This is a genomic window from Jatrophihabitans sp., assembly GCF_036388195.1.
Taxonomy (GTDB): domain Bacteria; phylum Actinomycetota; class Actinomycetes; order Mycobacteriales; family Jatrophihabitantaceae; genus Jatrophihabitans_A.
On sequence record NZ_DASVSG010000062.1, the window covers coordinates 41,713 to 65,608 of the forward strand.

Consider the following 23,896-nt stretch of genomic DNA (forward strand, 5'->3'; position numbering starts at 1 on the left):
TGAGGACAGCAGGCGGGACGGCCGAGCCGTGAAAGCAGGCCTGCTGACCGGCATAGTCCTGCTGCTGGCGCTGGCCGGCTGCCAGTCCGGCAGCCCCGGCGTCAACCCGCCCAGCTCGACCGTGGCCACCTCCCAGCCGCAGCCGACCGGCCTCGGCGGCGCGAGCGGCGAACAGGCGAGCTCAGCCAGCCCAGCCCGCAGCACCCCCCGTCCCACCCTGAGCACCTCCGGCGCCGTCACAGAAACCCTCGGAACCTGCCCGTACATCAGCGCCGCCCGGTTCGCCGACCTCGAAGGCGACCGGGTCGGCCGGGTGACGGTGCTGCGGAGCCGTCCGGCAGGGTGCCGGTTCTACTTCGAGTACGACCCCGCGGTCCTGGTGGGCGAGATCACGGTGACCCGGTTCGGCACCCCCACCGAGGCCTACAACGCCATGGTCGGATCGGCGAGAGGCCATCCGGAGGTGCAGTCCGACGCGGCCATCGGCGCCGGCGCGGTGGCCTTCCAGACCCCGCTGCAGGGCAGCCGGACCTGGCAGTGCGTGTTCGCGAAGGGGACCTCGGTGGTCACGGTCCGGACCCGGCAGCCATACCCTGCACTGAACGCCTTTCTCCTCGCCCGAGCGATAGCCCCGAAGATCACGTAACCGACAGGAGCTCTACCCGTGACAGCAGCAACCCAGAAGGCCGTCCTGCACACCACCGCCGGTGACATCACCGTCGACCTGTTCGGCAACCACGCGCCGAAGACGGTGGCCAACTTCGTGGAGCTGGCCACCGGCGCCAAGGAATGGACGGACCCGCGGACCCGCCAGAAGACCCGCGCCAACCTCTACGACGGCACCATCTTCCACCGGGTGATCGACAACTTCATGATCCAGGGCGGTGACCCGCTCGGCAGCGGGACCGGCGGCCCCGGCTACAACTTCGCCGACGAGTTCCACCCCGAGCTGAGCTTCGACCGGCCGTACCTGCTGGCGATGGCCAACGCCGGGCCGGGCACCAACGGCAGCCAGTTCTTCATCACCACCACCAAGACCCCGCACCTCAACCGCCGGCACACCATCTTCGGCGAGGTCGCCGACGCCGACAGCCGGGCGGTGGTGGACGCCATCGGCAAGACCCGCACCGGCGCGCAGGACCGCCCGGTCACCGACATCACCATCACCTCGGTCGAGATCCTCGACGCCTAGGCCCGATACCCCACCGAGAGCGACGACATGCAGCCGACGCCACCGCCCGCCGGACCGGACCCGTACTACGGGTTCGCCGGGTGCTACCGGCACCCGGACCGGCTCACCGGCGTGCGGTGCGTCCGCTGCAACCGTCCGATCTGCCCCGAATGCCAGCGGCAGGCCTCGGTGGGCTTCCAGTGCCCGGACGACGTCCGCGCCGGCGCTGCCACTATCAGGCAGGGCCGGACGGTGGTGGGGGCGCCGGCCCGGTCGCACGTCCCGTACATCACCTGGGCGCTGGTCGGGATCAACGTGCTGATCTACCTGCTGACCGGCCTCGGACCGGGCAGCTCGCTGATCGACAACACCAACACCGAGCTGTTCCGGGACTGGGAGCTGGTGCCCAATGTGGTGGGCTTCCGGCACGACTACATGCGGCTGGTGACGGCGGCCTTCCTGCACCTGGGGCCGCTGCACATCTTCCTGAACATGTTCGCCCTGGCCACCATCGGCCCGCCGCTGGAGCGGGTGATGGGCTGGTGGCGCTACCTGGCCGTCTACCTGCTCGGCGCGCTCGGCGGGTCGGTGGCGATCCTGCTGTTCGGCGACGTCCGGCAGCCGGTGGTCGGCGCCTCGGGAGCGATCTTCGGGCTGTTCGCGGCGGCGCTGGTGCTGTCCCGGCTGGTCGGTTTCAACACCCGGGCGCTGGTGATCACGATCGGCATCAACTTCGTGTTCACCTTCTCGGTGCCCGGCATCTCCAAGCTCGGCCACATGGGCGGCTTCGTGCTCGGCGGGCTGGCCAGCCTGGCCCTGCTGGGCTGGACCCTGCAGCGTCGCGGGCCGTTGCCCGAGCGGTTACGCGCCATCCAGATCGCGAGCCTGGCCGGGTTGCTGGCGTTGCTGGTGGCGCTGGCGCTGTGGCGTACCGAGCAGATCCACGACCAGCTGTTCCGGGAGCTGACGGCGTCCTCGTACTCCGGAGCCGGCCTCGCGCCCGCGCCGTTGTCCACAGCGGTGGACCACCTTGGGGAGAACTACACCGCTGTAATCACAGCGGTGGAAGAACCTGTGGACAGCGGTGGGCCCGCGCTATGACCTCGGGCAGCCAGCAGGGTTAGAGGCAGGCGTGGATCAGCGCGGCGATGGCCGCCCCACCGAAGGCGGCCAAGCCCACGATCCAGGTTGTGAAGCCCGGTAACAGCGGTATCGCCCGGCCGATCCGGCCGGCGTCCAGCCCGGTGGCATCGCGACGCTGGCGCCAGTCAGCGCCATGGACGGAGCTGTCCTCGAAGTGCGCCCGCTCGTACTCGGCGAGCCATCTGGCGTCGGTCAGCTCAGCCTGCCGGTGACGGGCCATCAACGTGATGCAGAGGAACGTCATCGTCAGCGACAGCAACGATGCCACGATCCTGCCGAACCGGTTGCCGGAGGTCACCGCCAGCGGACCGCGAGTCCCAGGCCGATGATCAGGAAGCCGAAACCGACCGCGAAGTTCCAGCTGCCCAGGCTGTTCATGAACGGGATGCTCTCGGCCGCCATGTAGTAGACGACGATGTAGGCAAGGCCGATCAGCAGGAACGCCGCCATCAGGATCGGGTACCAGGCAGGGCTCGGCTTGGCCATCTTCGCGCCGCCGGCCGAGGCGCCGGGACCGGACGCAGGCGAGGGCTGGTAGGTCGTCTTCTTGCGGACCTTGGACTTGGGCACGTAGATCTCCTCGTGGACCTGCTGGATGGACCTGTGGACTTGGCATGGCATGTCAGGCTGTATCCGAGCCCCGTCGACCGGCCGGCAACCGTGCGGCTAGCGTAATCGCCGCGCCCGGGGCAGGCACGCTCGGTATTCGCAGCCGCCCCGCGACGGGCGCGCCGTGATGACAGGCAGCAAGGCTGAATGGGACAGTAGGGACATGGTGGGCAATACCGCGGGGCCGCGTAAGGGCGCCAGCACGGCTGCCCCGTCCCCCGCTGGCTCGTCCCGGCGCGGCCGGTTCCGCCGGCCCGCCAATCCGGGGCTCTGGCGGGCGCTGGTGCCGGTGATCGCGCTGCTGGCCGGCCTGCTGGCTGCCACCACCGCCACCACCGCCCGGGGCACCGACCTGCGCTCGGCCGGCCGCAACGACCTCACCGACCTGATCCGGCAGGCCCAGACGAGGGTCGCCAGCCAGGACAACCTGGTGCGGCAACTGCAGCGCGAGGTGGCCGCCGCCACCGACCGGTCGGCCCGCTCCGACGAGCGGATCGCGGCGATCAAGGCCCGGGCCCAGCCGCTGCTGGTGCCGGCCGGGCTGGTCGCGATGACCGGGCCGGGGCTCACCGTCATCCTCGACGACGCCCACCCCGCGGAGCCGGAGACCGACCCGGCGAAGGCCAACGCCCTGGTGGTGCACCAGTCCGACATGCAGGCCGCGGTGAACGCCCTGTGGGCCGGCGGCGCCGAGGCGATCCGGGTCATGGACCAGCGGCTGTCGCCCACCAGCGCGGTCCGCTGCGTCGGCAACACCCTGCTGCTCAACGGACGGGTCTACTCGCCGCCCTTCGTCATCTCGGCCATCGGGCCGGCCACCGGGATGCGGATCGCGCTCAACGAGTCGATCGCCCTGCAGCAGTACCGTAAGGACGCCGACGCCTATGGCCTGGGCTACCAGGTGGACGAGCACGACAAGATCGAGGCACCCGCCTACGACGCGCCGATCGGGCTGAGCTACGCCGCCGTCGGCGGCTGACGCGTCCCGCCGAGCCGACGGGCGGGGTACGCGGGGGAGAAGGGAGATGTGCGCCGGGTGGCTGGCAAGCATCGCGGTGGCTGGGATTTCTCCACCGAGGCCGAGACCCCGGTCGGTGGGCTGCGCACGCGCCGGCGCCGCCCGGGCGGTGGCCACCGCAGCGCCGGCGGCTCCTCCTCCGCCGATACGGTCGGCCGCCGGGTCACGCGCGGCCTCGGCGAGCTGCTGCTGACCTGTGGCGCCGTCCTGCTGCTGTTCGTCGCCTACGAGATCTGGATCTCCAACCTGTTCGCCGAGCACAAACAGGACCAGGTGCGCCAGCAGCTGGCCACCGCCTGGCAACGCGGCCAGGACCCGCTCAAGGGCCAGGACCGGCTGAACCTGCCGATCGGCAAGCAGGTGCTGCTGCCCACCGGCCAGGGCTTCGCCAACCTCTACATCCCCGCGTTCGGCAAGGACTTCGCCCGGACCATCGTGCAGGGCACCTCCGACAGCGACCTCAGCGCCGGGCCGGGGCATTACGTGAGCAGCCAGCTGCCCGGCCAGCTGGGCAACTTCGCGATCGCCGGGCACCGGGTCGGCCGGGGCGAGCCGTTCCTGAACCTGGACCGGCTGCGCCCGGGCGACACCGTCGTGGTGCAGACCGCCAGCAACTGGTACGTCTACGCGGTGCTGGGCAGCAGGTCGGCGTACCTGGCGGCCAGCAGGATCGCCGACCGCGACAAGCAGAACGCGGCCATCGCCGCAGCGCTCGCGGCGCCGGACAGCCAAGGGGTCCGGGGCCGCGAGATCGTCAACCCGCACGCGGTGCACGTGATCGACCCGGTGCCCAACCATCCGCTGGCCACCCCGACCCGGGCGCTGCTGACCATGACCACCTGCCATCCCAAGTACTCGGCCGACCAGCGGATGATCGTGCACGCCCAGCTGGTCCGGGCCGTGCCGCAGGCCGGCGGCTTCCTGCCCAAGGAACTACCCGGAGGGACCCTCTAGACGATGTACGGCTGGATCTGGCGGCGACTGCCCGGCGGCCCGGCGCTGCGGGTGCTGCAGGCGCTGCTGCTGGTGGCGCTGGTGTCCGCGCTGCTGCTCTTCGTGGTCTTTCCCTACCTGGAGCCCCGGCTGCCGGCCAACCCGGTGACCGGCCCGGTCACGGTCGATCAGTAGCGCGGGCAGGCGGCACACTGGTGGGCATGACGCGCATCCTGGTCATCGACAACTACGACAGCTTCGTCTACAACCTGGTGCAGTACCTGGCGCAGCTGGGCGCCGAGGTGGTGGTCCGGCGCAATGACGAGGTCACCGTCGACGAGCTCGACGGCTTCGACGGCGTCCTGATCTCACCGGGCCCCGGGATCCCGGAGAAGGCCGGGGTCAGCATGGCCGTCGTCACCGCCGCCGCGGACGCGGAGCTGCCGGTGCTCGGGGTGTGCCTGGGGCACCAGGCGATCGGCGTCGCCTTCGGCGCGGTGGTGGAGCGGGCGCCGGAGCTGTTGCACGGCAAGACCAGCGACGTGCTGCACCACGGGGACGGGGTGCTGGCCGGGCTGCCGACGCCGTTCACCGCCACCCGCTACCACTCGCTGACCGTGCGCGAGGACACCCTGCCCGACGAGCTCGCGGTCACCGCCCGGACCGCCTCGGGGGTGGTGATGGCGGTCCGGCACCGCGACCTGCCCATCGAGGGCGTGCAGTTCCATCCGGAGTCGGTGCTGACCCAGGGCGGTCACCGGATCCTGGCGAACTGGCTGATCCGGTGCGGCGGCCAGGTCGACTGGGCCCGGGTCGCCGAGCTCGGCGCCGAGCTGGACGCCCTGCGCGGCCAGGCCTTCAGCTCCGTCGTCTGAGGATCGCGCCGGCAGCCAGCTGGCGCCAGCGATCCGGCCTCGTCGCACCGAGCAGCTCGACCACGAGCGAGGTGTCGCGGATCAGGAGTTCGGAATCCGCCCGACGATGTCAGCGCAGCGGTTCTGCCAGGGCGCTCTCGGCGGCCTCGACCGCCCGGCCGGAGCGGACGAACTCCACCGTCGCCTCGATCTCCGGCGCCAGGTACCGGTCCGGTCCCGGGCCCGGCACCGTCTCGCGGAGCGCGGCCAGCACCGCGCCGGTGGCCGGCCCCGGCCGTAGCGGCCGGCGCAGGTCCAGTGCCCGGGCCGCGCTGAGCAGCTCGATCGCCAGCACCTGGCGCAGGCCGTCCACCGACCGGCGCAGCTTGCGGGCCGCCGACCACCCCATCGAGACGTGGTCCTCCTGCATGGCGCTGGACGGGATGGAGTCCACCGACGCCGGCACCGCGAGCCGCTTGAGCTCGGAGACCAGGCCGGCCTGGGTGTACTGGGCGATCATGTGCCCGGAGTCCACCCCGGCATCGTCGGTGAGGAACGCGCTGAGCCCCCGCGAGCGCGCGACGTCGAGCATCCGGTCGGTCCGCCGCTCGGACATGCTGGCCACGTCGGCGGCCGGGATCGCGAGGAAGTCCAGCACGTAGCCCACCGGAGCGCCGTGGAAGTTGCCGTTGGACTCCACCCGGCCGTCCAGGGTCACCACCGGGTTGTCCACCGCCGAGGCCAGCTCGTAGCCGGCCACCGTCCGGGCATGGGCCAGGGTGTCGCGGGCGGCGCCGGCCACCTGCGGCGCGCACCGCATCGAGTACGCGTCCTGGACGTAGGTGCACTCGGGGCCGGCGTGCGAGGCCACGATCGGTGAGCCGGCCAGCAGCGCGCGCATGTTCGCCGCCGCGACCGCCTGGCCCGGCTGCGGCCGCAGCGCGTGCAGGTCGGCGGCGAAGACCCGGTCGGTGCCCAGCAGCGCCTCCACCGACATCGCGGCCGTCAGGTCGGCGGTGCGCAGCAGCAGGTCCAGGTCGGCGCAGGCCAGCAGCAGCTGCCCCAGCATCCCGTCGGTGCCGTTGATCAGCGCCAGCCCTTCCTTCTCGGCCAGCGTGACCGGCTCGATGCCGGCGGCGGCCAGCGCCTCGGCGGCCGGCTGCAAGCGCCCGGTCACGTCGCGCACCTCGCCCTCGCCCATCAGCGCCAGGGCCACGTGGGCCAGCGGCGCCAGGTCTCCGGAGCAGCCGAGCGAGCCGAACTCCCGCACCACCGGGGTGAGCCGGGCGTTGAGCAGGGCGCACAGCGTCCGGGCCGTCTCCACCCGGATGCCGGTGCGGCCGGTGGCCAGCGTCGACAGCCTGAGCAGCATCATCGCCCGGACCACCTCGGTCTCGACCTCCGCGCCGGAGCCCGCCGCGTGCGAGCGCACCAGCGAGCGCTGCAGCTGGGCGCGCCGGTCGGTCGGGATGTGCTTGGTGGCCAGCGCCCCGAAACCGGTGGAGATGCCGTAGTGCGGCTCCACGTCGTCGGCCAGCGCCTCCACGATGGCGCGGGAGGCGGCGATCGCCGACAGCGACTGGCCGCTGAGCTCGATCGGGGCTCCGGCACGCGCGACGGCCACCAGGTCTGCTTCGGAGATGGGGCCCAGGCCCACCGACACCGTTGTCATGCAGCCATTCTCGCCCAGCGCCGCCGGCCCGGCGTCGGCGGCCCGGTAGGTTCGAGGGCGTGAAAGCGGTGCTGATAGCCGAGGCCGGCGGCCCGGACGTCCTCTCGATCGGCGAGGTCGCCGCGCCCGAGCCGGCGGCCGGCGAGGTGCTGCTGGACGTCGCCGCGACCGCGGCGACCTGCTGCAGCGAGCCGGCCATTACCCGCCGCCGCCCGGCGCGTCGGAGATCCTCGGGCTCGAGTGCAGCGGCCGGATCGCCGCGCTGGGCAGCGCGGTCACCGGCTGGCAGGTCGGGGACGAGGTGTGCGCGCTGCTGGCCGGCGGCGGGTACGCCGAGCAGGTGTGCGTGCCGGCGGTGCAGCTGATGCGGGTGCCGGCCGGGCTGGACCTGGTCAGCGCCGCCGCGCTGCCCGAGGTGGCCTGCACCGTCTGGTCGATGGTGTTCGACCGGGCGCCGGCTGCCGAGCTGCTCCCCGGCGAGAGCTTCCTGGTGCACGGCGGCAGCTCCGGCATCGGGACCATGGCGATCCAGCTCGCCGCCGCCCAGGGCAGCCGGGTCTTCGCCACGGCCGGCACCGAGGAGAAGCTGGCCGCCTGCCGCAAGCTCGGCGCCGATGTCGCGATCAACTACCGGGACGCCGATTTCACCGCGGTGGTCAAGGAGCAGACCGGCGGCGCCGGGGTGGACGTGGTGCTCGACATCGTCGGCGCGAAGTACCTGCCCGCCAACCTGGACGCGCTGGCCGTCGGTGGCCGGATCGTGGTCATCGGACTGCAGGGCGGCGTCACCGGCAGCCTGAACATGGGGCTGCTGATGCACAAGCGCGCCACCGTCTTCGCCGCCGGCCTGCGTGCGCGTCCGGTGGAGCAGAAGGCCGCCATCGTGGCCGGCGTCGAGGCCCACGTCTGGCCGCTGATCGAGGCCGGCCGGGTCCGTCCGGTCGTGCATCAGGTGCTCCCGCTGGCCGAGGCGGCCGAGGCGCACCGGATCGTGGAGCGCAGCGATCACATCGGCAAGCTGGTGCTGGCCACCGGATGATCCGGCGCGGGGCTCTACGATCAGAGACGAGTGGTCGATCCTCCTCACAGGACGGGACGTAGACATGACTGACGAGCCAACGGGCTCCGAGACCCCGGACGGCCAGCCGGCGTCCACCGGCCTAGACGGGCAGGGCGACCAGGTCGTGGTGCTGCCCCCCGGCGCCCCCGGTGGCGACGGCGCCGAGGACGACGACGGCGAGCGGGACCTGATGTCGCAGGTCGAGCAGCCGGCCAAGGTGATGCGGATCGGCACCATGATCAAGCAGCTGCTCGACGAGGTGCGGGCCGCGCCGCTGGACGAGGCCGGCCGGACCCGGCTTCGGGAGATCCACCAGTCCTCGATCAAGGAGCTGGAGCAGGGGCTGGCCCCGGAGCTGCGTGAGGAGCTGGACCGGCTGACGCTGCCCTTCGACGACGACCACGTCCCCAGCGAGGCCGAGCTGCGGATCGCGCAGGCCCAGCTGGTGGGCTGGCTGGAGGGGCTCTTCCACGGCATCCAGACCGCGCTGTTCGCCCAGCAGATGGCCGCCCGCGCGCAGCTGGAGCAGATGCGCGGCCGGGCGCTGCCGGGCCAGGTCGGACCGGGTCCGATGGTGGGCATCCCGGGGCTGCAACAGCCCGGCCAGGAGGGCGAGCGGGGCACCGGGCAGTACCTCTAGCCGCCGACCCGCCAGCCGCTCACCCAGTCGCCGACCCGCCAGCCGCTCACCCAGTCGCCAACCCGCCAGCCGCTCACCCAGTCGCCGGCCGCTGCTCGCTCAGCAGCCGGCGGATCAGCTTGGCGACCGCGTCCTCGTCATTGGTCTCCTCCAGCACGGAGCCGGCCGCGGCCAGCGCGGAGGGGTGCGCGTTGGCCACCGCATAGGACTGCCCGGCCCACTCCAGCATCGGCACGTCGTTGGGCATGTCGCCCACGGCCGCGATCTGGTGCCGGCCGATCCCGTGCGAGTCGGCCAGCGCCGCCAGCCCGAACGCCTTGGTGATGCCGGTGGCCGAGATCTCCACCAGCGGCGAGTGCCCGGACCGGGTCACCGTCACCTGATGGCCGACCAGGTCCTCCACCAGGTCCATGAACTCGTCCGGCGACATCCCGTGGCCCTTGGCCAGCAACTTCACCGCAGGCTTGTCCATCAGCGCGGTCAGGTCCACGGCAGCCGGGGTGGGCAGTCGCCGGCCGGCCCGGTCGGTCTCGGGCGAGATCTCCCAGTCGTGGCGGTACTCGGGCTCGTAGGCGAAGTCCAGGCCGTACTCCAGGGCGAACCGGACCTGCGGGATCTTCTCCCGCAGCACGGTGGTGACCTCGGCCAGCATCCCGGGCGGCAGCGGGTGCTCGGCGACGATCGTCTCGGTGTGCAGGTCGTAGGTCAGGGCGCCGTTGGCGCTCACCGCCACCCCGCGGTGACCGGTCGCCTCGGCGACCTCGTGCAGCCAGCGGGGTGGCCGGCCGGTGACGAAGGCGACGATCAGCCCGGCCGCCTCGGCGTCGGCCAGCGCGTCCCGGGTGGCCTGGCTGACGGTGTTGTCGCTGCGCAGCAGGGTGCCGTCGAGGTCGCTGGCCAGCAGCCGGATCAACGCCGCGCCGATCGGGTCGTCCGGACGGGCAGCGCTACCCGCCGAGCGGGGCGGAACGGCGGCCGGATCACTCCAATGAGCCTACTTGCCAGCGCCGCGAGTGACTGCGCAGCGTGACGCGAAACCCCAAACCAGACACACGTATGTTAAAACCCGGTGAGCGTTTGCTAAAGGGTGGGTGGTCGTGAATCGTTCTTCCCGTGCACGATGTCACGCTGTTGTTCATTGTGATCTGCGCTGCGTTGATCTTCGATTTCACCAACGGTTTCCACGACACCGCTAACGCCATGGCGACGTCGATCGCGACCGGTGCGCTGAAACCAAGGGCTGCGGTCGCGCTCTCGGCGGTGCTGAACCTGGTGGGCGCCTTCCTGTCCATCAAGGTCGCCGCGACCATCGCCAGCGGCATCGTCGCCTCCGGCGCCATCACGCTGCCCATCGTGTTCGCCGGCCTGCTCGGGGCGATCCTGTGGAACATGATCACCTGGAGCGTCGGGCTGCCGTCCTCGTCCTCGCACGCGCTGATCGGCGGGGTCATCGGCGCCACCCTGGTGTCGGCCGGTCCCTCGGCGGTGCACGGTCACTCGATCATCGCCAAGGTGGTCATCCCGGCGCTGCTGGCCCCGGCGCTGGCCGGCCTGGTGGCGATGCTGGCCACCCGGCTCAGCTACCGGATCGCCAAGCCGGACGAGCGGCCCCGCAGCCACCGGTACTTCCGGTACGGCCAGCTGGCCTCGGCATCGCTGGTGTCCCTGGCGCACGGCACCAATGACGCGCAGAAGACCATGGGCGTCATCACCCTGGCGCTGATCGCCGACAAGCAGCTCCGGCCCGGCGCGGACCCGCCGATGTGGGTCATCGTCAGCTGCGCTGTGGCCCTCGCGGCCGGCACCTACTTCGGCGGCTGGCGGGTGATCCGCACCATGGGGCACCGGCTGACCCGGATCGAGGCGCCGCAGGGCTTCACCGCCCAGACCGCCTCCGTCGCGGTGCTGCTCACCGCCACCCAGGGCGGGCTGCCGCTGTCGACCACCCACATCACCTCCGGCGCGGTGCTCGGCACCGGACTGGGCCGGCGGGGCTCGAAGGTCAGCTGGCGGGTGGCGGGCACCATGGTGCTCGCCTGGCTGCTGACGCTGCCGGCTGCTGCCCTGGTCGCGGCCGGGATCGGGCTGATCGTCGGCGGCGGCGGATCCGGCCAGATCACGGTGGTCTCCGTGGTCGCCGTCCTGCTGCTGCTCGGCTTCTGGATCTGGTCGCGGCGCAACCCGGTCAGCGCCGCGAACGTCAATGAGGCCTCCGACAGCTTCAGCACCCGCACCCTCAGCTCCATCGAGCGTCCCCCGGTGCTCGAGCAGGCGGCGGGGTGAGCGCGGTGGGCAGCTATCTGGACCTGGCGGTGCTGCGCAACGTCGCCCTGGTCGCCCTGGTCGCCGGGGTAGGCATCACGGTGCTGTTCTCGGTGGCGGTGCGGGCCATGACCACCGCTCACGAGGAGCCCGACCAGCCGGTGGTGGCGTCCCGGCTGCTGGCCGCCGGCTGCCTGCTGATGGTGCTGGCCGCGGTAGCGCTCGGCCTGTGGGCGGTGCTGGCCAAGTAGCGGTGCTGGTCAAGTAGTCACAGGCCCCGTTCTAGGCTTACGCCCGTGACCACGTCAGACCGGCTTCCGATCAAGATGCTGCACGACCGGGTGCTGGTGCGGGTGTCAGCCGAGGAGGGCGAGCGGCGCTCGTCCGGGGGCATCCTGATCCCGGCCACCGCCCAGGTCGCCAAGCGGCTGATCTGGGCCGAGGTGCTGGCCATCGGCAACCACGTCCGGTCGGTGGAGCTGGCCGATCGGGTGCTGTTCAGCCCCGAGGACCGGCACGAGGTCGAGATCGCCGGCGAGGACTACCTGCTGCTGCGCGAGCGCGACATCCACGCGGTCGCCGCGAAGCGGATCGAGTCCAACACCGGCCTGTACCTGTAGGACGGCAGCCGTCTGCCGGCCCGTCACCCGACGCCGGTGCTGCGGATCCGGTCGAGCCAGCCCGCCGCCTCGCCGAAGTCGGCGTCGGCGCGCCCGTCCTGGACCTGGCCGGTCTGGCCGTCCCGGCGGGGGTAGGAGCCCAGGTAGCGGACGTCGGCGCAGATCCGGTGCAGCGCCGCCAGGGCGTCCCCGACCCGGGCATCGCAGACATGGCCCTCGCAGTCGATCGAGAAGCAGTACTGGCCGAGCCCTGCCTTGGTCGGCCGGGACTCGATGCGGGTCAGGTTCACGCCGCGGGTGGCGAACTCGGTGAGGATCTCCAGCAGCGCGCCGGCGTGATTGTGCTTGAGGTAGGTGACCAGGGTGGTCCGGTCGTTGCCGGTCGGCGGTGGCGGCTCGGCCGGCGTGCCCAGCAGGACGAACCTGGTCACCGCGCCGGGGGTGTCGGCGATGTCGTGCGCCAGGCTGTCCAGGCGGTAGCGCGGGCCTGCTCCCGGCGGCGCCACCGCGGCGTCGTACTGGCCGTCCGCGACCGCCTGGGCGCCACCGGCGGTCGAGCCGACCGGGATCACCCGCGCCCCGGGCAGCCGGGCCAGCAGGTACCGCCGCACCTGGGCGGCGGCGTGCGGATGGGTGGCGACGGCGCCGATCGCCGCCAGCGTGGTGCCCGGACGGACCAGCAGGTCGAACACCACCGGCAGGTACGTCTCGGCGGCGATCACCAGCGGCGGGCCGGGGGCGGCCAGCTCGTCCAGGGTGGCCGGCACCGAGCCCTCCACGGAATTCTCCAGCGGCACCACCGCCCCGCCCACCGCCCCGTCCCGGACCGCGTCGACGGCCTCGGCGACGGTGGCGTGCGCGACCAGCTCCACACCGGCGCCCAGCGCCTGGGCCGCGGCGTGGGCGAAGCTGCCCTCCGGGCCGAGATAGCCGTACGGCCCGCGCCGGGCGGCGGTATCCGTGGGCACGGGATGAAGTCTAGTGCCGGCGCAGCGGGGAACCCGCCCGCTGAAACCGGGCGCCGTTAGCGGGCGGCTGCTAGCGGGCGAGCGCCGCCTTGACGGCCTGCTCCTCCTCGGGCGAGAGCGGATGCTCCCCGACGCCGCCGGTCAGCGCCTTGGCGTAGAGCCGGGTGTCGGACGTGCTGGCGATCGAGGTGAGGGTGATGCCGTTGCCGCCGTCGTCGAGCAGGGCGAGGGAGAACGACAGCCGGCCGCCCAGGTCCTCGAACGCGTCGAAGCGCACCAGGGCGACCCGCCGCAGCACGGTGCCGACCGAGCTCGCCAGGCCCTGCACGGTCTGGGCAAGGTCCTGCCGCTCGGCCGCCAGCCCGGAGGCCAGCTCCTGCTGGGCGGCGGCCAGGTCCTGCTGCAGCTCCAGGATGTCCTTGCGCACCGCTTCGCTGGCGGCCATGTGCTTCTCGGCGACCTCCACGATGGTCTCCCGGCCGGAGGCGCCGCGGGACAGCAACGCCACCGAACGCCGCAGCCGGCTGAGGATGCGCAGGGCCAGCACGCCGGCCACGAAGCCCGCCACGCCGAAGATCACGGCGACGGCCGCCAGCCAGGTACTCATCGCTGGCCAGGGTATGGCCTGCCCCCGGAGGGTCCCTCACCGACACTCCCAGCCGCCGACCGTGCCAGACCGCCGCGCGGGTGTGCGGGGCCATTCCGGCAGCCGGGCAGAATGGCTGTCGATGACCTCCTTCGTCGCGGTGTTCGCCATCGCCTTCGCCGCGATCCTGCTGGTCGAACTGCCGGACAAGACCATGGTCGCCACCCTGGTGCTGTCCACCCGGTACCGCCGGCGCCCGGTGCTGGCCGGCGCCGTTGCCGCGTTCGCGGTGCAGTGCGTGGTCGCCGTCACCGCAGGCGGCCTGCTGCACCTGCTGCCGCACCGGATCCTGGAGGCCACCGTCGCGCTGCTGTTCGCGGTCGGCGCGGTGCTGCTGTTCCGGGAGAGCGTCTCGACCGAGGACGACCAGCTCGAGACGCCGGTCGAGGCCGGGCTGAGCGACCGGCGGATCTTCGGGATCTCCTTCGGGGTGCTGTTCGCCGCCGAGTGGGGTGACGCCTCGCAGCTGGCCACCGCCGGGCTGGTCGCGCGGTACGGCCAGCCGGTGGCGACCGGTCTCGGCGCGTTCCTGGCGCTGGTGTCGGTGGCGGCGCTGGCCGTGCTGATCGGCAAGGCGATCCTGCGGCGGGTGCCGCTGGAGCTGGTGCACCGGGTGGCGGCGGTGGCGTTCGCGGTGTTCGCGGTGATCGCCGGGGTGGCCGCGATCCGGGGCTGACCTGCGTGGCCGGCCGGCGGGCCTTGGCGCTCCGGCCGGCGCGCTAATCTCAGCGCATGACTGTTCGGATGCGCCCGGTCCTTGCCGAGCTGCCTGCCTACGTGCCGGGCCGCAACGTCCCCGGATCGATCAAGCTGGCCAGCAACGAGACCTCCTACGGCCCGTTGCCCCACGTGGTGGACCGGATCACCGCCGCCGCCGCGGACGTCAACCGCTATCCCGACACCAACTCCAGCGAGCTGATCGCGGCGCTGGCGGCCAAGTTCGGCGTGGGCGCCGAGCGCCTGGTGGTGGGGTGCGGCTCGGTGTCGCTGTGCCAGCAGCTGGTGCAGGCCACCGCCGGGCAGGGCGACGAGGTGATCTTCGGCTGGCGCTCCTTCGAGGCGTACCCGATCATCACCGCCATCGCCGGCGCCCAGGCGGTGCAGGTGCCGCTGCGCGACCAGGTCCATGACCTGCCCGCCATGGCCCAGGCCATCACCGACCGGACCCGGCTGATCTTCCTCTGCAATCCGAACAACCCGACCGGCACCGCGGTGCCCGGCGTCCAGCTGACCGAGTTCCTGGACCAGGCGCCCTCCGACGTGCTGGTGGTGCTCGACGAGGCGTACCGGGAGTTCGTCACCGACGAGAAGGTGCAGGACGGCACCGGGCTGCTGGAGCGCTACCCCAACATCATCGTGCTGCGGACGTTCTCCAAGGCCTACGGGCTGGCCGGGCTGCGGGTCGGCTATGGCATCGCCGCCGACCCGGCCGTGGCCACCGCGGTCCGCCAGACCCAGGTCCCGTTCGCGGTGACCCATGTCGCGCAGGCCGCCGCGCTGGCCAGCCTGGAGCCCGAGGCCACGCGGCAGCTGGCCGACCGGGTGGCCGAGGTGGTCGCCGAGCGCGGCCGGGTCACCGCCGGGCTGCGGGCCGCCGGCTACCAGCTGCCGGACTCCGAGGCGAACTTCGTCTGGCTCGCCGACGGCCCGGCCGAGCACGGTGGCATCGACGCGATGGCCTTCGCCGCCGGCTGCGAGGCCCGGGGCCTGATCGTGCGCGCGTTCGCCGGCTCCGGCGTCCGGATCACCATCGGTACGGCCGCCGAGAACGACAAGCTGCTGGCCGCCGCCGCCGAGCTGCGCGCGGAGCAGCCCGCCGGCTAGCCAGGTCGACCGCGCTACTCCATGCCCCGGTCGCCGGCCACCCGCTCCCGTGGCTTGGCCGCCTCCCGCACCGCCGCCGCGACCGCGGTGGGCACCGACGGGTCGAACACCGACGGGACGATGTAGGCCGGGTTGAGCTGGTCGTCGCTCACGCAGTGGGCCAGCGCCGCGGCCGCCCGCAGCAGCATGTCGGTGCTCACCTGGCCGGCCTGGGAGTCCAGCAGCCCCCGGAACACCCCGGGGAACGCCAGCACGTTGTTGATCTGGTTCGGGTAGTCCGACCGGCCGGTCGCCAGGATGGTGGCGTACTGCCGGGCGGCGTCGATGTCGGTCTCCGGGTCGGGGTTGGCCAGGGCGAAGACCACCGGGTCCTCGGCCATGTCGGCGATCCAGTGGGCCGGCAGCACGCCGGGCGCCGAGACCCCGATGAACACGTCGGCGCCGCGCAGCGCGTCGTGCAGGTCACCGGTCACGCCAGCGGGGTTGGTCCGGTGGGCCAGCGCGAGCTTGGCCGGGTTCAGCGTCCCATCGGTCGGTGACAGCACCCCCTCGCGGTCCCAGACCAGCACGTGGCGCACCCCGGCGGCCAGCAGCAGGTCCACGATCGCGGTGCCCGCCGCGCCACCCCCGGACACCACCACCCGGATCGAGCCGAGCCCCTTGCGGACACAGCGCAAAGCATTCGTCAGAGCGGCCAGCACCACGATCGCGGTGCCGTGCTGGTCGTCATGGAACACCGGGATGTCCAGCAGCTCGCGCAGCCGCGCCTCGATCTCGAAGCAGCGCGGCGCGGAGATGTCCTCGAGGTTGATGCCGCCGAAGCCGGGCGCGATCAACCGCACCGTCTGGACGATCTCGTCGACGTCTTGGGTGTCCAGGCAGATCGGCCAGGCGTCGATGTCGGCGAACCGCTTGAACAGCGCGGCCTTGCCCTCCATCACCGGCAGCGCCGCGCCCGGGCCGATGTTGCCCAGCCCCAGCACCGCCGAGCCGTCGGTGACCACCGCCACCGAGTTGCCCTTGATGGTCAGCTTGGAGACGTCCTCGGGATGGGCCGCCAGCGCCAGCGAGACCCGGCCGACGCCGGGGGTGTAGGCCATCGACAGGTCGTCCCGGGTGCGCAGCGGGACCTTGGACTCGACCGAGATCTTGCCGCCCAGGTGCAGCAGGAAGGTGCGGTCGGAGACCCGGTGCACCTCGATGCCCGGCTGCGCCCGCAGCGCGGTCACGATCTGCTCCGAGTGCTCGCCGTTGACCGCCGAGCAGGTGACGTCGATGGTGATCCGGTCGTGGCGGGACTCCGAGACGTCCACCGCCGTCACCAGCCCACCGGCCTCGGACACCGCGGTGGCCAGCCGCCCCACCACGGACGAGTCCGGCGCCGCGTACAGCCTGACCGTGATCGAGTAGGACGCCGAGGTCGGCGCGGGACGGGGGCGGGCGGAATCGGGCATGGCCATGGTGCCCATCGTCTCAAACCCGCGCCGGACACAATGACGGCAACCGCGCCCCAGGCGGCGCGACGGGCCCTAGGCTGGGCAGGCTCGACGGATCGCGCGCAGGAAGGGCCGCCAGTGGTGGAGACAGATGCCCGGCGAACCCGCTGTGGTTCCATTAGGCGAAGGGTCGATGCCACCTCAGGCGTCGGCGCCCGTCACAACGAGGTGACATCGCCATGACCGAGCTTTCCGTGCCCGTCGACGAAGAGGTGTTCCTGCGCCGCTACCTGATGCGCGCAGCGGCACAGCTTCCCGGCCGTCCGGCCCGGGCGCTGACCGAGCTCGCCCGCCAGCATTTCCGGGCGGCCCGGATCCGCAAGCCCGGCGAGACGGTGGTCTGGATCGCCGACCTCGACGGCGAGGGCACCAGCATCGACCTGGCCACCAGCGACGCGCCCTACCTGGTCGACTCGGCCCGCGCCGAACTCGAACGCACCGGTCATGTCATCGAGCACTTCCTGCACCCGCAGATCGTGGTGTGCCGGGACTCCGACGGCGCGATCACCAAGGTGCTCGACCTCGAGGACACCGCCGAGGTCCCCGAGGGCGCCATCGCCGAGTCCTGGATGCACATCGAGACCACCCTGATCCCCGACTCCGAGCACGAGCAGCTGGCCGCGGACCTGCGCCGGGTGATCGGCGACGTGCAGAACGCGGTGGCCGACGCGCCGGACCTGTACCGGCTGATCCGCGAGCTGGCCGACCGGATCGAGGCCAACCCCGGCGAGTTCGACCGGGACACCTCGTGCGAGGCCGGCGAGCTGCTGCGCTGGCTCGCCGACGGCAACTTCATGATCCTGGGCCACGCGGCGTACTCGGCGAACGAGCTGACCAACCCGTCCCGGTCGACTGCCGCCACCAGCAACGAGCGCGGCGTGCTGCGCGGCGCGGCCAGCATCTCGCCGCTGGAGCTGCTGCCGGCCTACCGCTCCGGCGCCCCGCTGGTGATCTTCAAGTCCCCGATGGTCTCCACGGTGCGGCGCTCGACCCGCTATGACTGCGTCACGGTGATCGCCCCCGCGCACGACGGCGAGGCGGCCAAGATCCACGTCTTCCTCGGCCTGATCACCGACGAGACCGACGGCACCGTGGGCCGGGTGCCGGTGGTGCGCCGCCGGATCGCCGAGGTGTTGCACCGCTCGGGCGCCCGGGCCGACAGCCACACCGGACGGCAGCTGCTGGCCGCGCTGCGCACGCTGCCCCGCGACGAGCTGCTCGAGGCACCCGCGCCGGACCTGCTCAAGCTCTCGCAGCTGGTGGTGGACCGGGCCGAGCGCGGCGGCATCGGGGTGTTCGCCCGGGTGCACCTCAACCGCGACTTCGTCACCGTCCTGGTGTACTTCCCCGGCGACCGGCTGGGCCCGGAGACCCGGCGCAAGGTGCGCGAGGTGGTGCTCTCGCACTGGCCCGGCAAGATCATCGGCCGGGACGACCGGATCGTCGAGCTGGGCCTGGCCCGGATGCAGTTCCTGATCGCGCTGCGCCCGGGTGAGGAGGTCCCGAACCCGGACCGGGCCGCGGTGGAGTCCCGGGTCGCGCAGGTCACCCGGCGGTGGAGCGACGACCTGGCCGACCTGCTGACCGTCGGGGTCGGCGAGCAGGAGGCCGACCGGATGCTGCGCCGGTACTCCGGCGCCTTCCCCGAGGCGTACAAGGAGGACTTCGGCGCGTCCACGGCGGTGGCCGACCTGCGCCGGCTGGAGGCGCTGCCCGACGTGGACGGGCTGAGCTTCGAGGTCTACACCCCGGCCGCCGACGACCCGGCCGACCGCCGGCTGAAGATCTTCCGGACCGGCACCCCGCTGTCGCTGGGCCGCACCCTGCCGATGCTGGAGCTGATGGGCATCGAGGTGCTCGACGAGCGGCCCTACGAGGTCGAGCGGACCGACGGCACGTCGTCCTGGATCTATGACTTCGGGCTCAAGCTGGGCGAGGGGGTGGACTTCTCGCTGGAGCGCTCGGCCGCGGTGATCGACACCCTGCGGATGCTCTGGCAGGGCAGCGTCGAGCAGGACGGTTTCAACGCCCTGGTGGTCCGGGCCGGGCTGACCTGGCAGCAGACCACGGTGCTGCGGGCCTACGCCAAGTACCTGCGGCAGGCCGGCACCACCTACAGCCAGGGCTACATCGAGCAGACCCTGGCCCAGCACACCGGTATCGCGGCCATGCTGGTCGAGCTGTTCGACGCCCGGTTCAACCCCGAGCACGGGGATGAGGCCGATGCTGGCGACCCAACAGCGGCCGCCGAGCTGCAGAACGGCATCCGGGACCGGATCGACGAGGCGCTGGCAGGAGTGTCGAGCCTGGACCAGGACCGGATCCTGCGGTCGCTGCTGAGCCTGATCACGGCGACCCTGCGCACCAACTACTACCGTCGCGACGCCAACGGGGTCGGCCCGGAGACCTTCGCGGTGAAGCTGGACCCGCAGCTGGTCGCCGAGCTTCCCGAGCCGCGTCCCAAGTTCGAGATCTGGGTCTACTCGCCGCGGGTCGAGGGGGTGCACCTGCGATTCGGCTCGGTGGCCCGCGGCGGGCTGCGCTGGTCCGATCGCCGGGAGGACTTCCGCACCGAGGTGCTGGGCCTGGTCAAGGCGCAGATGGTCAAGAACGTGGTGATCGTGCCGGTCGGCTCCAAGGGCGGCTTCGTCGCCAAGCGGCTGCCGGACCCGGCGGTGGACCGGGACGCGTGGCTGGCCGAGGGCATCGCCTGCTACAAGAGCTTCATCACCTCGCTGCTGGAGCTGACCGACAACTTCCGCCGCGACTCCGACGGCAACCAGTACGTCGCCAAGCCGCCGGCCACCCGCTGCTACGACGGCGACGACCCGTACCTGGTGGTGGCCGCCGACAAGGGCACCGCCACCTTCTCCGACATCGCCAACGGGATCGCGATCGAGCGCGGGTTCTGGCTCGGCGACGCCTTCGCCTCCGGCGGCTCGGTGGGCTATGACCACAAGGCGATGGGGATCACCGCCCGGGGCGCCTGGGAGTCGGTGAAGTACCACTTCCGCGAGCTGGGCCTGGACACCCAGAGCCAGGACTTCACCGTGGTCGGCATCGGCGACATGTCCGGTGACGTGTTCGGCAACGGGATGCTGCTGTCGGAGCACATCAAGCTGGTGGCCGCCTTCGACCACCGGCACATCTTCCTCGACCCGGACCCGGATCCGGCCGCCTCCCACGCCGAGCGGCGCCGGCTGTTCGAGCTGCCCCGCTCCAGCTGGGCCGACTACAGCAGCGAGCTGCTCTCGGCCGGCGGCGGGGTGTACCCGCGGACCCAGAAGACCATCGAGGTCTCGGCCGAGGCCGCGGCGGCGCTGGGCATCGCGGCCGGCGCGGGGAAGATGACCCCGACCGAGCTGATCCACGCCATCCTGCTGGCGCCGGTGGACCTGCTGTGGAACGGCGGCATCGGCACCTACGTCAAGGCCTCCACCGAGTCCCATGCCGACGCCGGCGACAAGGCCAACGACGCGCTGCGGGCCGACGGCAATCAGCTGCGGGCCCGGGTGGTCGGCGAGGGCGGAAACCTGGGGTTCACCCAGCGCGGCCGGATCGAGCTCGCCCGCTCGGGTGGGCGGATCAACACCGATGCCATCGACAACTCCGCCGGGGTGGACACCTCCGACCACGAGGTGAACATCAAGATCCTGCTCGACCATGCGGTGCAGGCCAAGGAGTTGGACATGGCGCACCGCAACAGCCTGCTGGCCTCGGTCACCGACGAGGTGGCGGGGCTGGTGCTGCGCGACAACTACGAGCAGAACGTCCTGCTCGGGGTGGCCCGGCACGGCGCCAAGGCGCTGGTGTCGGTGCACCGGCGGCTGATCCGGGACATGGAGAAGGCCGGCCGGCTGCACCGGGAGCTGGAGTTCCTGCCCTCGGACAAGGAGCTGGCCGCCCGGGAGGCCGAGGGCGTCGGCCTGACCTCGCCGGAGCTGGCGGTGCTGACCGCCTACGTCAAGATCTCCCTCGCCGAGCGGCTGGCCGCATCCACGCTGCCGGACGAGCCCTGGTTCCAGCGGGCGCTGCGCTCCTACTTCCCGCGGCCGATCGCCGAGCAGTTCGCCGACAAGCTGGCCGAGCACCCGCTGCACCGCGACATCATCACCACCTGCGTGGTCAACGACCTGGTGAACCGGGGCGGGGCGAGCTTCGTGTTCCGGGCCCAGGAGGAGACCGCGGCCGATCCGGCCCAGATCGCCCGGGCGTACACGGTGATCCGCGAGGTGTTCGGCCTCGAGGGGATCTGGGCGAGCCTGGAGGCGCTGGACAACCAGGTCAGCACCGACGCCCAGCACATCGGCTACCGCGAGGTGCGCCGGACGATGGACCGGGCGGTCCGCTGGCTGGTCGACGTCCGGTTCCCGATCAGCGACGTGACCGCCGAGATCGAGCGGTTCGCCCCCACGGTGGCGGAGTTGAAGCCCAAGGTGCCGGAGCTGCTGCGCGGCCGGGAGCGGGAGAACCTCTACGCCGAGGTCGACCGGCTGGTCGGGCACGGGCTGCCCCGGCAGCTGGCGCTGGAGATCTCCTGCCTGCTGAGCTCGTTCCTGCTGCTGGACGTGGTCGAGATCGCGGTCGCCAACGACCGGCCGGCCGCCGAGGTGGCCGACCTGCACTTCGCGCTGTCGGAGCGGTTGAGCGTCGACGACATCCTCTCCGCCGTCACCGCCCTGCCCCGCGACGACCGGTGGTCAGCGCTGGCGCGGGCGGCGATCCGGCACGACGTGTACGCGGCTTTGGCCGCCGTCACCGCCTCGGTGCTCAAGGACACCGACCCGTCCCTGCTGGCGACCGAGCGGTTGACCAACTGGGCCGAGCAGAATCCCGAGCGGGTGGAGCGGGCCCGGGCCACCTTCGCCGAGGCGCTGTCGCGGGACCGGGTGGATCTGGCGACGCTGTCGGTGGTGCTGCGGGTGATGCGCGGGTTGCCGTCCTCGGCGGTGCGCTCGACCTACTGAGCGGCTGGCTGGGTCAACGGCCTGGCTCAGCGGCCTGGCTCAGGATGGTTTAGGGGTGAGCTGGGTCAGCGGCCTGGCTCAGCGGCCCGGCTCAGGTGTGCTGCCTCAGGCTGGCGTCCGGGTGCGGGCCCAGACGGTGGTGGCGCCGGCCTCGGCGGCCACGCCCCAGTCGTCGGAGAGCTCTGCCACGATCCGCAGCCCCCGGCCGGCCAGGTCCCGGCTGCCTGCCTGCCGGGCGGAGATCTCCGGACGGGCCGGCCCGGGGACGCCACCGTCGGTGACCGAGATCCGGTAGCCGTCAGGGTCCACCGACCAGCTCACGGCCAGCTGCCCGGACGGCAGCGGCGTGGCGTGCCGGACCGCGTTGCCGACCAGCTCGCTGGCGATCAGCGCCGCGTCCAGGGCCTGCTCGACGGGCAGCCCCGCCGCATCGAAGGCCGCCAGCACGCTGCGGCGGGCCACCGCGGCGCTGCTGGACGCATGCTGGACCCACAGGGTGGACACCTGGCCGGCCTCCGACGTCGCGCGGCGCACCCGACTGGCGACGCCGCTGTGATCAGGTGTACCCAGCCGGGTGCCCGAATAAACCTTGACCGCGCAACGACTTTGGGCGAGAGGGCGGTCACCGGCCGTGACGGGAAGGTGACGCGGAGGGTCAGCCGGCGGGTTGCCGCAGCTGGGCCAGCACCGCCGCCGGCCGGTTGGTGATGATGGCATCCACGCCCAGCTCGCGCACCAGCTGGACATCCTCGGGCTGGTCGACCGTCCAGCAGAACACCCGATTGCCCGCTTGGTGCGCCCGGGCGACGTAGTCCGGCTCGGCGCGCAGCACCCGGATGCCCGGACCGCTGATCGGCACGCCGGCCGGCAGCGAGCCGTCCCGGCGGAGCGGGATCAGGCGCTCCATCAGCAGGGTCAGCGGGATCGCCGGCGCCAGCAGCCTGATCCGGCGCAGCGCGATCGGCGCGAAGCTCATGATGGTGACCGGATGCCCGGCAGGGTCCGGCGCGTCGTCGCCGGCCCAGCCGAAGTGGCGCAGCAGCCGCACCAGCTCCTTCTCGACCAGGCCGCCGTACCGGGTCGGGTGCTTGGTCTCGATCAGCAGCCGCAGCGGCCGGCCGGCATCGGCCACCACGCCCAGCAGCATCTCCAGGGTCAGCACCGCGGAGCTGTCCGGGCGCTCGCGGTCCGGGACGACCCCGGCCAGGTAGGGCGAGTCGTTGACCAGGTCGTCGGCCGAGGTCGGCAGCTCGTCGCGCCAGGACCCGAAGTCCAATGCCTGCAAGCCGGTCAGGTCCAGCTCGCTGACGATGCCGGTGCCGTTGGAGGTGCGGTTGACGGTGCGGTCGTGCACGCACACCAGGTGGCCGTCCCGGGTGAGGCGGACGTCGCATTCCAGCCCGTCCACCCCGGTGTCGATCGCCGCAAGGTAGGCGGGCAGGGTGTGTTCGGCGACGGTGTCGGAGCCGCCCCGATGGGCGATCACCAGCGGGCTGGGGTTCGGCTCAAGCGCCGGACGGCTGCGGTAGCGCGACAGCGGGCGTGCCATGAGGCGTCAGCAGGAGCGCGGGCGGCCGCCGTCGGATGGCACCGGGCCGGGCGGCTCACCGTCGTCGCCGGTATCAGGGATGGCGATCAGCTGCGGCCGCGGGCGGGTGTCGTGGTTGACACCCGGGCCCAGGCGTGGCCCGTATTCGTTCACAGCGCCTAGTCTGCCCCCTTCTCGGGCCCGGCGGGGGGCTGCCCCGCCGAAAAATGTCTTGAGCAGACATGAACGACGTGCTCACTTCACCAGCCGGGACAGCCGGCGATCGGCCAGGTTCTTGCCGCCGGTCTGGCAGGTCGGGCAGTACTGCAGGGACTTGCTGGCGAAGGACACCTCGCGCACGGTGTCCCCGCAGACCGGGCACGGCAGCCCGGTGCGGGCGTGCACCCGCAGACCCGATCGCTTCTCGCCCTTCAACTCGGCGGCCCGTTGCCCCACGGACCGGTCGACCGCATCGGTGAGCACCT

Annotated in this window: 24 protein-coding genes and 1 pseudogene; 15 read left to right on the forward strand and 10 right to left on the reverse strand. The window is 72.3% G+C overall.

The window, feature by feature from the left end:
- Positions 1 to 28: 28 nt before the first annotated feature.
- Genes VF612_RS06300 through VF612_RS06310 form a run of 3 tightly spaced genes read left to right on the forward strand, consistent with a single transcriptional unit; the run spans position 29 to position 2,272 of the window.
- The gene (locus VF612_RS06300) at positions 29 to 646 is read left to right on the forward strand and encodes a hypothetical protein (protein ID WP_408658996.1); all 618 of its coding nucleotides are present in this window, start codon (positions 29 to 31) and stop codon (positions 644 to 646) included.
- A gap of 18 nt (positions 647 to 664) precedes the next feature.
- Complete coding sequence (locus tag VF612_RS06305) at positions 665 to 1,192, forward strand: peptidylprolyl isomerase (protein ID WP_408658997.1); 528 nt, start codon at positions 665 to 667, stop codon at positions 1,190 to 1,192.
- Between the two features lie 27 nt (positions 1,193 to 1,219).
- Complete coding sequence (locus VF612_RS06310) at positions 1,220 to 2,272, forward strand: rhomboid family intramembrane serine protease (protein ID WP_408658998.1); 1,053 nt, start codon at positions 1,220 to 1,222, stop codon at positions 2,270 to 2,272.
- A gap of 19 nt (positions 2,273 to 2,291) precedes the next feature.
- On the opposite strand, the gene VF612_RS06315 is transcribed toward VF612_RS06310, so the two are convergent.
- A complete protein-coding gene (locus tag VF612_RS06315; RefSeq protein ID WP_408658999.1) occupies positions 2,292 to 2,612 on the reverse strand; it encodes a hypothetical protein in 321 nt (106 codons plus the stop codon).
- The gene (locus VF612_RS06320; protein ID WP_408659020.1) at positions 2,609 to 2,884 is read right to left on the reverse strand and encodes a cell division protein CrgA; all 276 of its coding nucleotides are present in this window, start codon (positions 2,882 to 2,884) and stop codon (positions 2,609 to 2,611) included. The genes VF612_RS06315 and VF612_RS06320 overlap by 4 nt, the downstream gene beginning before the upstream one ends.
- Positions 2,885 to 3,086: 202 nt before the next feature.
- Here VF612_RS06320 and VF612_RS06325 point away from each other — a divergent pair, with 202 nt between their 5' ends.
- From VF612_RS06325 to VF612_RS06340, 4 genes are read left to right on the forward strand one after another with little or no spacing between them, the layout of a single operon-like run.
- Entirely contained in the window at positions 3,087 to 3,902 is an 816-nt protein-coding gene (locus VF612_RS06325; protein ID WP_408659000.1) for a DUF881 domain-containing protein, read from the forward strand.
- A gap of 57 nt (positions 3,903 to 3,959) precedes the next feature.
- Positions 3,960 to 4,895 (forward strand): class E sortase, encoded by a 936-nt coding sequence (locus VF612_RS06330; RefSeq protein ID WP_408659001.1) that lies wholly within the window; start codon positions 3,960 to 3,962, stop codon positions 4,893 to 4,895.
- Positions 4,896 to 4,898: 3 nt separating this feature from the next.
- Positions 4,899 to 5,069 (forward strand): hypothetical protein, encoded by a 171-nt coding sequence (locus tag VF612_RS06335; protein ID WP_408659002.1) that lies wholly within the window; start codon positions 4,899 to 4,901, stop codon positions 5,067 to 5,069.
- A 26-nt stretch (positions 5,070 to 5,095) separates the two neighbouring features.
- A complete protein-coding gene (locus tag VF612_RS06340) occupies positions 5,096 to 5,749 on the forward strand; it encodes an aminodeoxychorismate/anthranilate synthase component II (protein ID WP_408659003.1) in 654 nt (217 codons plus the stop codon).
- 109 nt (positions 5,750 to 5,858) lie between these two features.
- Here VF612_RS06340 and hutH read toward each other — a convergent pair whose 3' ends face one another.
- Complete coding sequence (hutH, locus tag VF612_RS06345) at positions 5,859 to 7,400, reverse strand: histidine ammonia-lyase (protein ID WP_408659004.1); 1,542 nt, start codon at positions 7,398 to 7,400, stop codon at positions 5,859 to 5,861.
- Between the two features lie 59 nt (positions 7,401 to 7,459).
- Between hutH and VF612_RS06350 the strand changes: the two are divergent.
- Both VF612_RS06350 and VF612_RS06355 read left to right on the forward strand, forming a co-directional pair.
- Positions 7,460 to 8,439: pseudogene (locus VF612_RS06350) on the forward strand (NAD(P)H-quinone oxidoreductase).
- Between the two features lie 64 nt (positions 8,440 to 8,503).
- Positions 8,504 to 9,100: a bacterial proteasome activator family protein gene (locus tag VF612_RS06355; RefSeq protein ID WP_408659005.1), complete on the forward strand. Its 597-nt coding sequence runs from the start codon at positions 8,504 to 8,506 to the stop codon at positions 9,098 to 9,100.
- A 73-nt stretch (positions 9,101 to 9,173) separates the two neighbouring features.
- On the opposite strand, the gene VF612_RS06360 is transcribed toward VF612_RS06355, so the two are convergent.
- Positions 9,174 to 10,013, reverse strand: a complete 840-nt coding sequence (locus VF612_RS06360) for a Cof-type HAD-IIB family hydrolase (RefSeq protein ID WP_408659006.1) — start codon at positions 10,011 to 10,013, stop codon at positions 9,174 to 9,176.
- A gap of 200 nt (positions 10,014 to 10,213) precedes the next feature.
- On the opposite strand from VF612_RS06360, the gene VF612_RS06365 reads away from it, so the two are divergent.
- The 3 genes from VF612_RS06365 (at position 10,214) to VF612_RS06375 (ending at position 11,982) form a co-directional block, all read left to right on the forward strand.
- Positions 10,214 to 11,383 (forward strand): inorganic phosphate transporter, encoded by a 1,170-nt coding sequence (locus VF612_RS06365; protein ID WP_408659007.1) that lies wholly within the window; start codon positions 10,214 to 10,216, stop codon positions 11,381 to 11,383.
- Complete coding sequence (locus tag VF612_RS06370; RefSeq protein WP_408659008.1) at positions 11,380 to 11,613, forward strand: hypothetical protein; 234 nt, start codon at positions 11,380 to 11,382, stop codon at positions 11,611 to 11,613. The genes VF612_RS06365 and VF612_RS06370 overlap by 4 nt, the downstream gene beginning before the upstream one ends.
- 75 nt (positions 11,614 to 11,688) lie before the next feature.
- The gene (locus tag VF612_RS06375; protein ID WP_408659021.1) at positions 11,689 to 11,982 is read left to right on the forward strand and encodes a GroES family chaperonin; all 294 of its coding nucleotides are present in this window, start codon (positions 11,689 to 11,691) and stop codon (positions 11,980 to 11,982) included.
- 23 nt (positions 11,983 to 12,005) lie between these two features.
- Here the strand turns inward: VF612_RS06375 and pheA are convergent, their stop codons facing one another.
- Positions 12,006 to 12,950: a prephenate dehydratase gene (gene pheA, locus VF612_RS06380; protein ID WP_408659009.1), complete on the reverse strand. Its 945-nt coding sequence runs from the start codon at positions 12,948 to 12,950 to the stop codon at positions 12,006 to 12,008.
- Positions 12,951 to 13,020: 70 nt separating this feature from the next.
- The gene (locus VF612_RS06385; protein WP_408659010.1) at positions 13,021 to 13,557 is read right to left on the reverse strand and encodes a DUF4446 family protein; all 537 of its coding nucleotides are present in this window, start codon (positions 13,555 to 13,557) and stop codon (positions 13,021 to 13,023) included.
- Positions 13,558 to 13,678: 121 nt separating this feature from the next.
- Here VF612_RS06385 and VF612_RS06390 point away from each other — a divergent pair, with 121 nt between their 5' ends.
- Positions 13,679 to 14,272 (forward strand): TMEM165/GDT1 family protein, encoded by a 594-nt coding sequence (locus VF612_RS06390; RefSeq protein WP_408659011.1) that lies wholly within the window; start codon positions 13,679 to 13,681, stop codon positions 14,270 to 14,272.
- A 56-nt stretch (positions 14,273 to 14,328) separates the two neighbouring features.
- Complete coding sequence (hisC, locus tag VF612_RS06395; RefSeq protein WP_408659012.1) at positions 14,329 to 15,420, forward strand: histidinol-phosphate transaminase; 1,092 nt, start codon at positions 14,329 to 14,331, stop codon at positions 15,418 to 15,420.
- Between the two features lie 14 nt (positions 15,421 to 15,434).
- Here hisC and VF612_RS06400 read toward each other — a convergent pair whose 3' ends face one another.
- The gene (locus VF612_RS06400; protein ID WP_408659013.1) at positions 15,435 to 16,880 is read right to left on the reverse strand and encodes an NAD-dependent malic enzyme; all 1,446 of its coding nucleotides are present in this window, start codon (positions 16,878 to 16,880) and stop codon (positions 15,435 to 15,437) included.
- A 215-nt stretch (positions 16,881 to 17,095) separates the two neighbouring features.
- On the opposite strand from VF612_RS06400, the gene VF612_RS06405 reads away from it, so the two are divergent.
- Entirely contained in the window at positions 17,096 to 21,883 is a 4,788-nt protein-coding gene (locus tag VF612_RS06405; RefSeq protein ID WP_408659014.1) for an NAD-glutamate dehydrogenase, read from the forward strand.
- A gap of 105 nt (positions 21,884 to 21,988) precedes the next feature.
- On the opposite strand, the gene VF612_RS06410 is transcribed toward VF612_RS06405, so the two are convergent.
- The 3 genes from VF612_RS06410 to VF612_RS06420 form a co-directional block, all read right to left on the reverse strand.
- Complete coding sequence (locus VF612_RS06410; protein WP_408659015.1) at positions 21,989 to 22,387, reverse strand: ATP-binding protein; 399 nt, start codon at positions 22,385 to 22,387, stop codon at positions 21,989 to 21,991.
- Between the two features lie 151 nt (positions 22,388 to 22,538).
- Entirely contained in the window at positions 22,539 to 23,432 is an 894-nt protein-coding gene (locus VF612_RS06415; RefSeq protein WP_408659016.1) for a glycerophosphodiester phosphodiesterase family protein, read from the reverse strand.
- A gap of 234 nt (positions 23,433 to 23,666) precedes the next feature.
- The coding region (locus VF612_RS06420; protein ID WP_408659017.1) for a zinc finger domain-containing protein at positions 23,667 to 23,896 on the reverse strand (230 nt) is incomplete at its 5' end.

Excerpts from the sequence above, each read along its gene's own strand:
- VF612_RS06415 (WP_408659016.1), bottom strand. The coding sequence starts at position 23,432 with ATGGCACGCCCGCTGTCGCGCTACCGCAGCCGTCCGGCGCTTGAGCCG.
- hisC (WP_408659012.1), top strand. The coding sequence starts at position 14,329 with ATGACTGTTCGGATGCGCCCGGTCCTTGCCGAGCTGCCTGCCTACGTG.
- VF612_RS06405 (WP_408659014.1), top strand. The coding sequence starts at position 17,096 with ATGACCGAGCTTTCCGTGCCCGTCGACGAAGAGGTGTTCCTGCGCCGC.
- VF612_RS06310 (WP_408658998.1), top strand. The coding sequence starts at position 1,220 with ATGCAGCCGACGCCACCGCCCGCCGGACCGGACCCGTACTACGGGTTC.
- VF612_RS06340 (WP_408659003.1), top strand. The coding sequence starts at position 5,096 with ATGACGCGCATCCTGGTCATCGACAACTACGACAGCTTCGTCTACAAC.
- VF612_RS06375 (WP_408659021.1), top strand. The coding sequence starts at position 11,689 with ATGCTGCACGACCGGGTGCTGGTGCGGGTGTCAGCCGAGGAGGGCGAG.
- VF612_RS06400 (WP_408659013.1), bottom strand. The coding sequence starts at position 16,880 with ATGGCCATGCCCGATTCCGCCCGCCCCCGTCCCGCGCCGACCTCGGCG.
- VF612_RS06355 (WP_408659005.1), top strand. The coding sequence starts at position 8,504 with ATGACTGACGAGCCAACGGGCTCCGAGACCCCGGACGGCCAGCCGGCG.
- VF612_RS06335 (WP_408659002.1), top strand. The coding sequence starts at position 4,899 with ATGTACGGCTGGATCTGGCGGCGACTGCCCGGCGGCCCGGCGCTGCGG.
- VF612_RS06385 (WP_408659010.1), bottom strand. The coding sequence starts at position 13,557 with ATGAGTACCTGGCTGGCGGCCGTCGCCGTGATCTTCGGCGTGGCGGGC.
- hutH (WP_408659004.1), bottom strand. The coding sequence starts at position 7,400 with ATGACAACGGTGTCGGTGGGCCTGGGCCCCATCTCCGAAGCAGACCTG.
- VF612_RS06325 (WP_408659000.1), top strand. The coding sequence starts at position 3,087 with ATGGTGGGCAATACCGCGGGGCCGCGTAAGGGCGCCAGCACGGCTGCC.
- VF612_RS06390 (WP_408659011.1), top strand. The coding sequence starts at position 13,679 with ATGACCTCCTTCGTCGCGGTGTTCGCCATCGCCTTCGCCGCGATCCTG.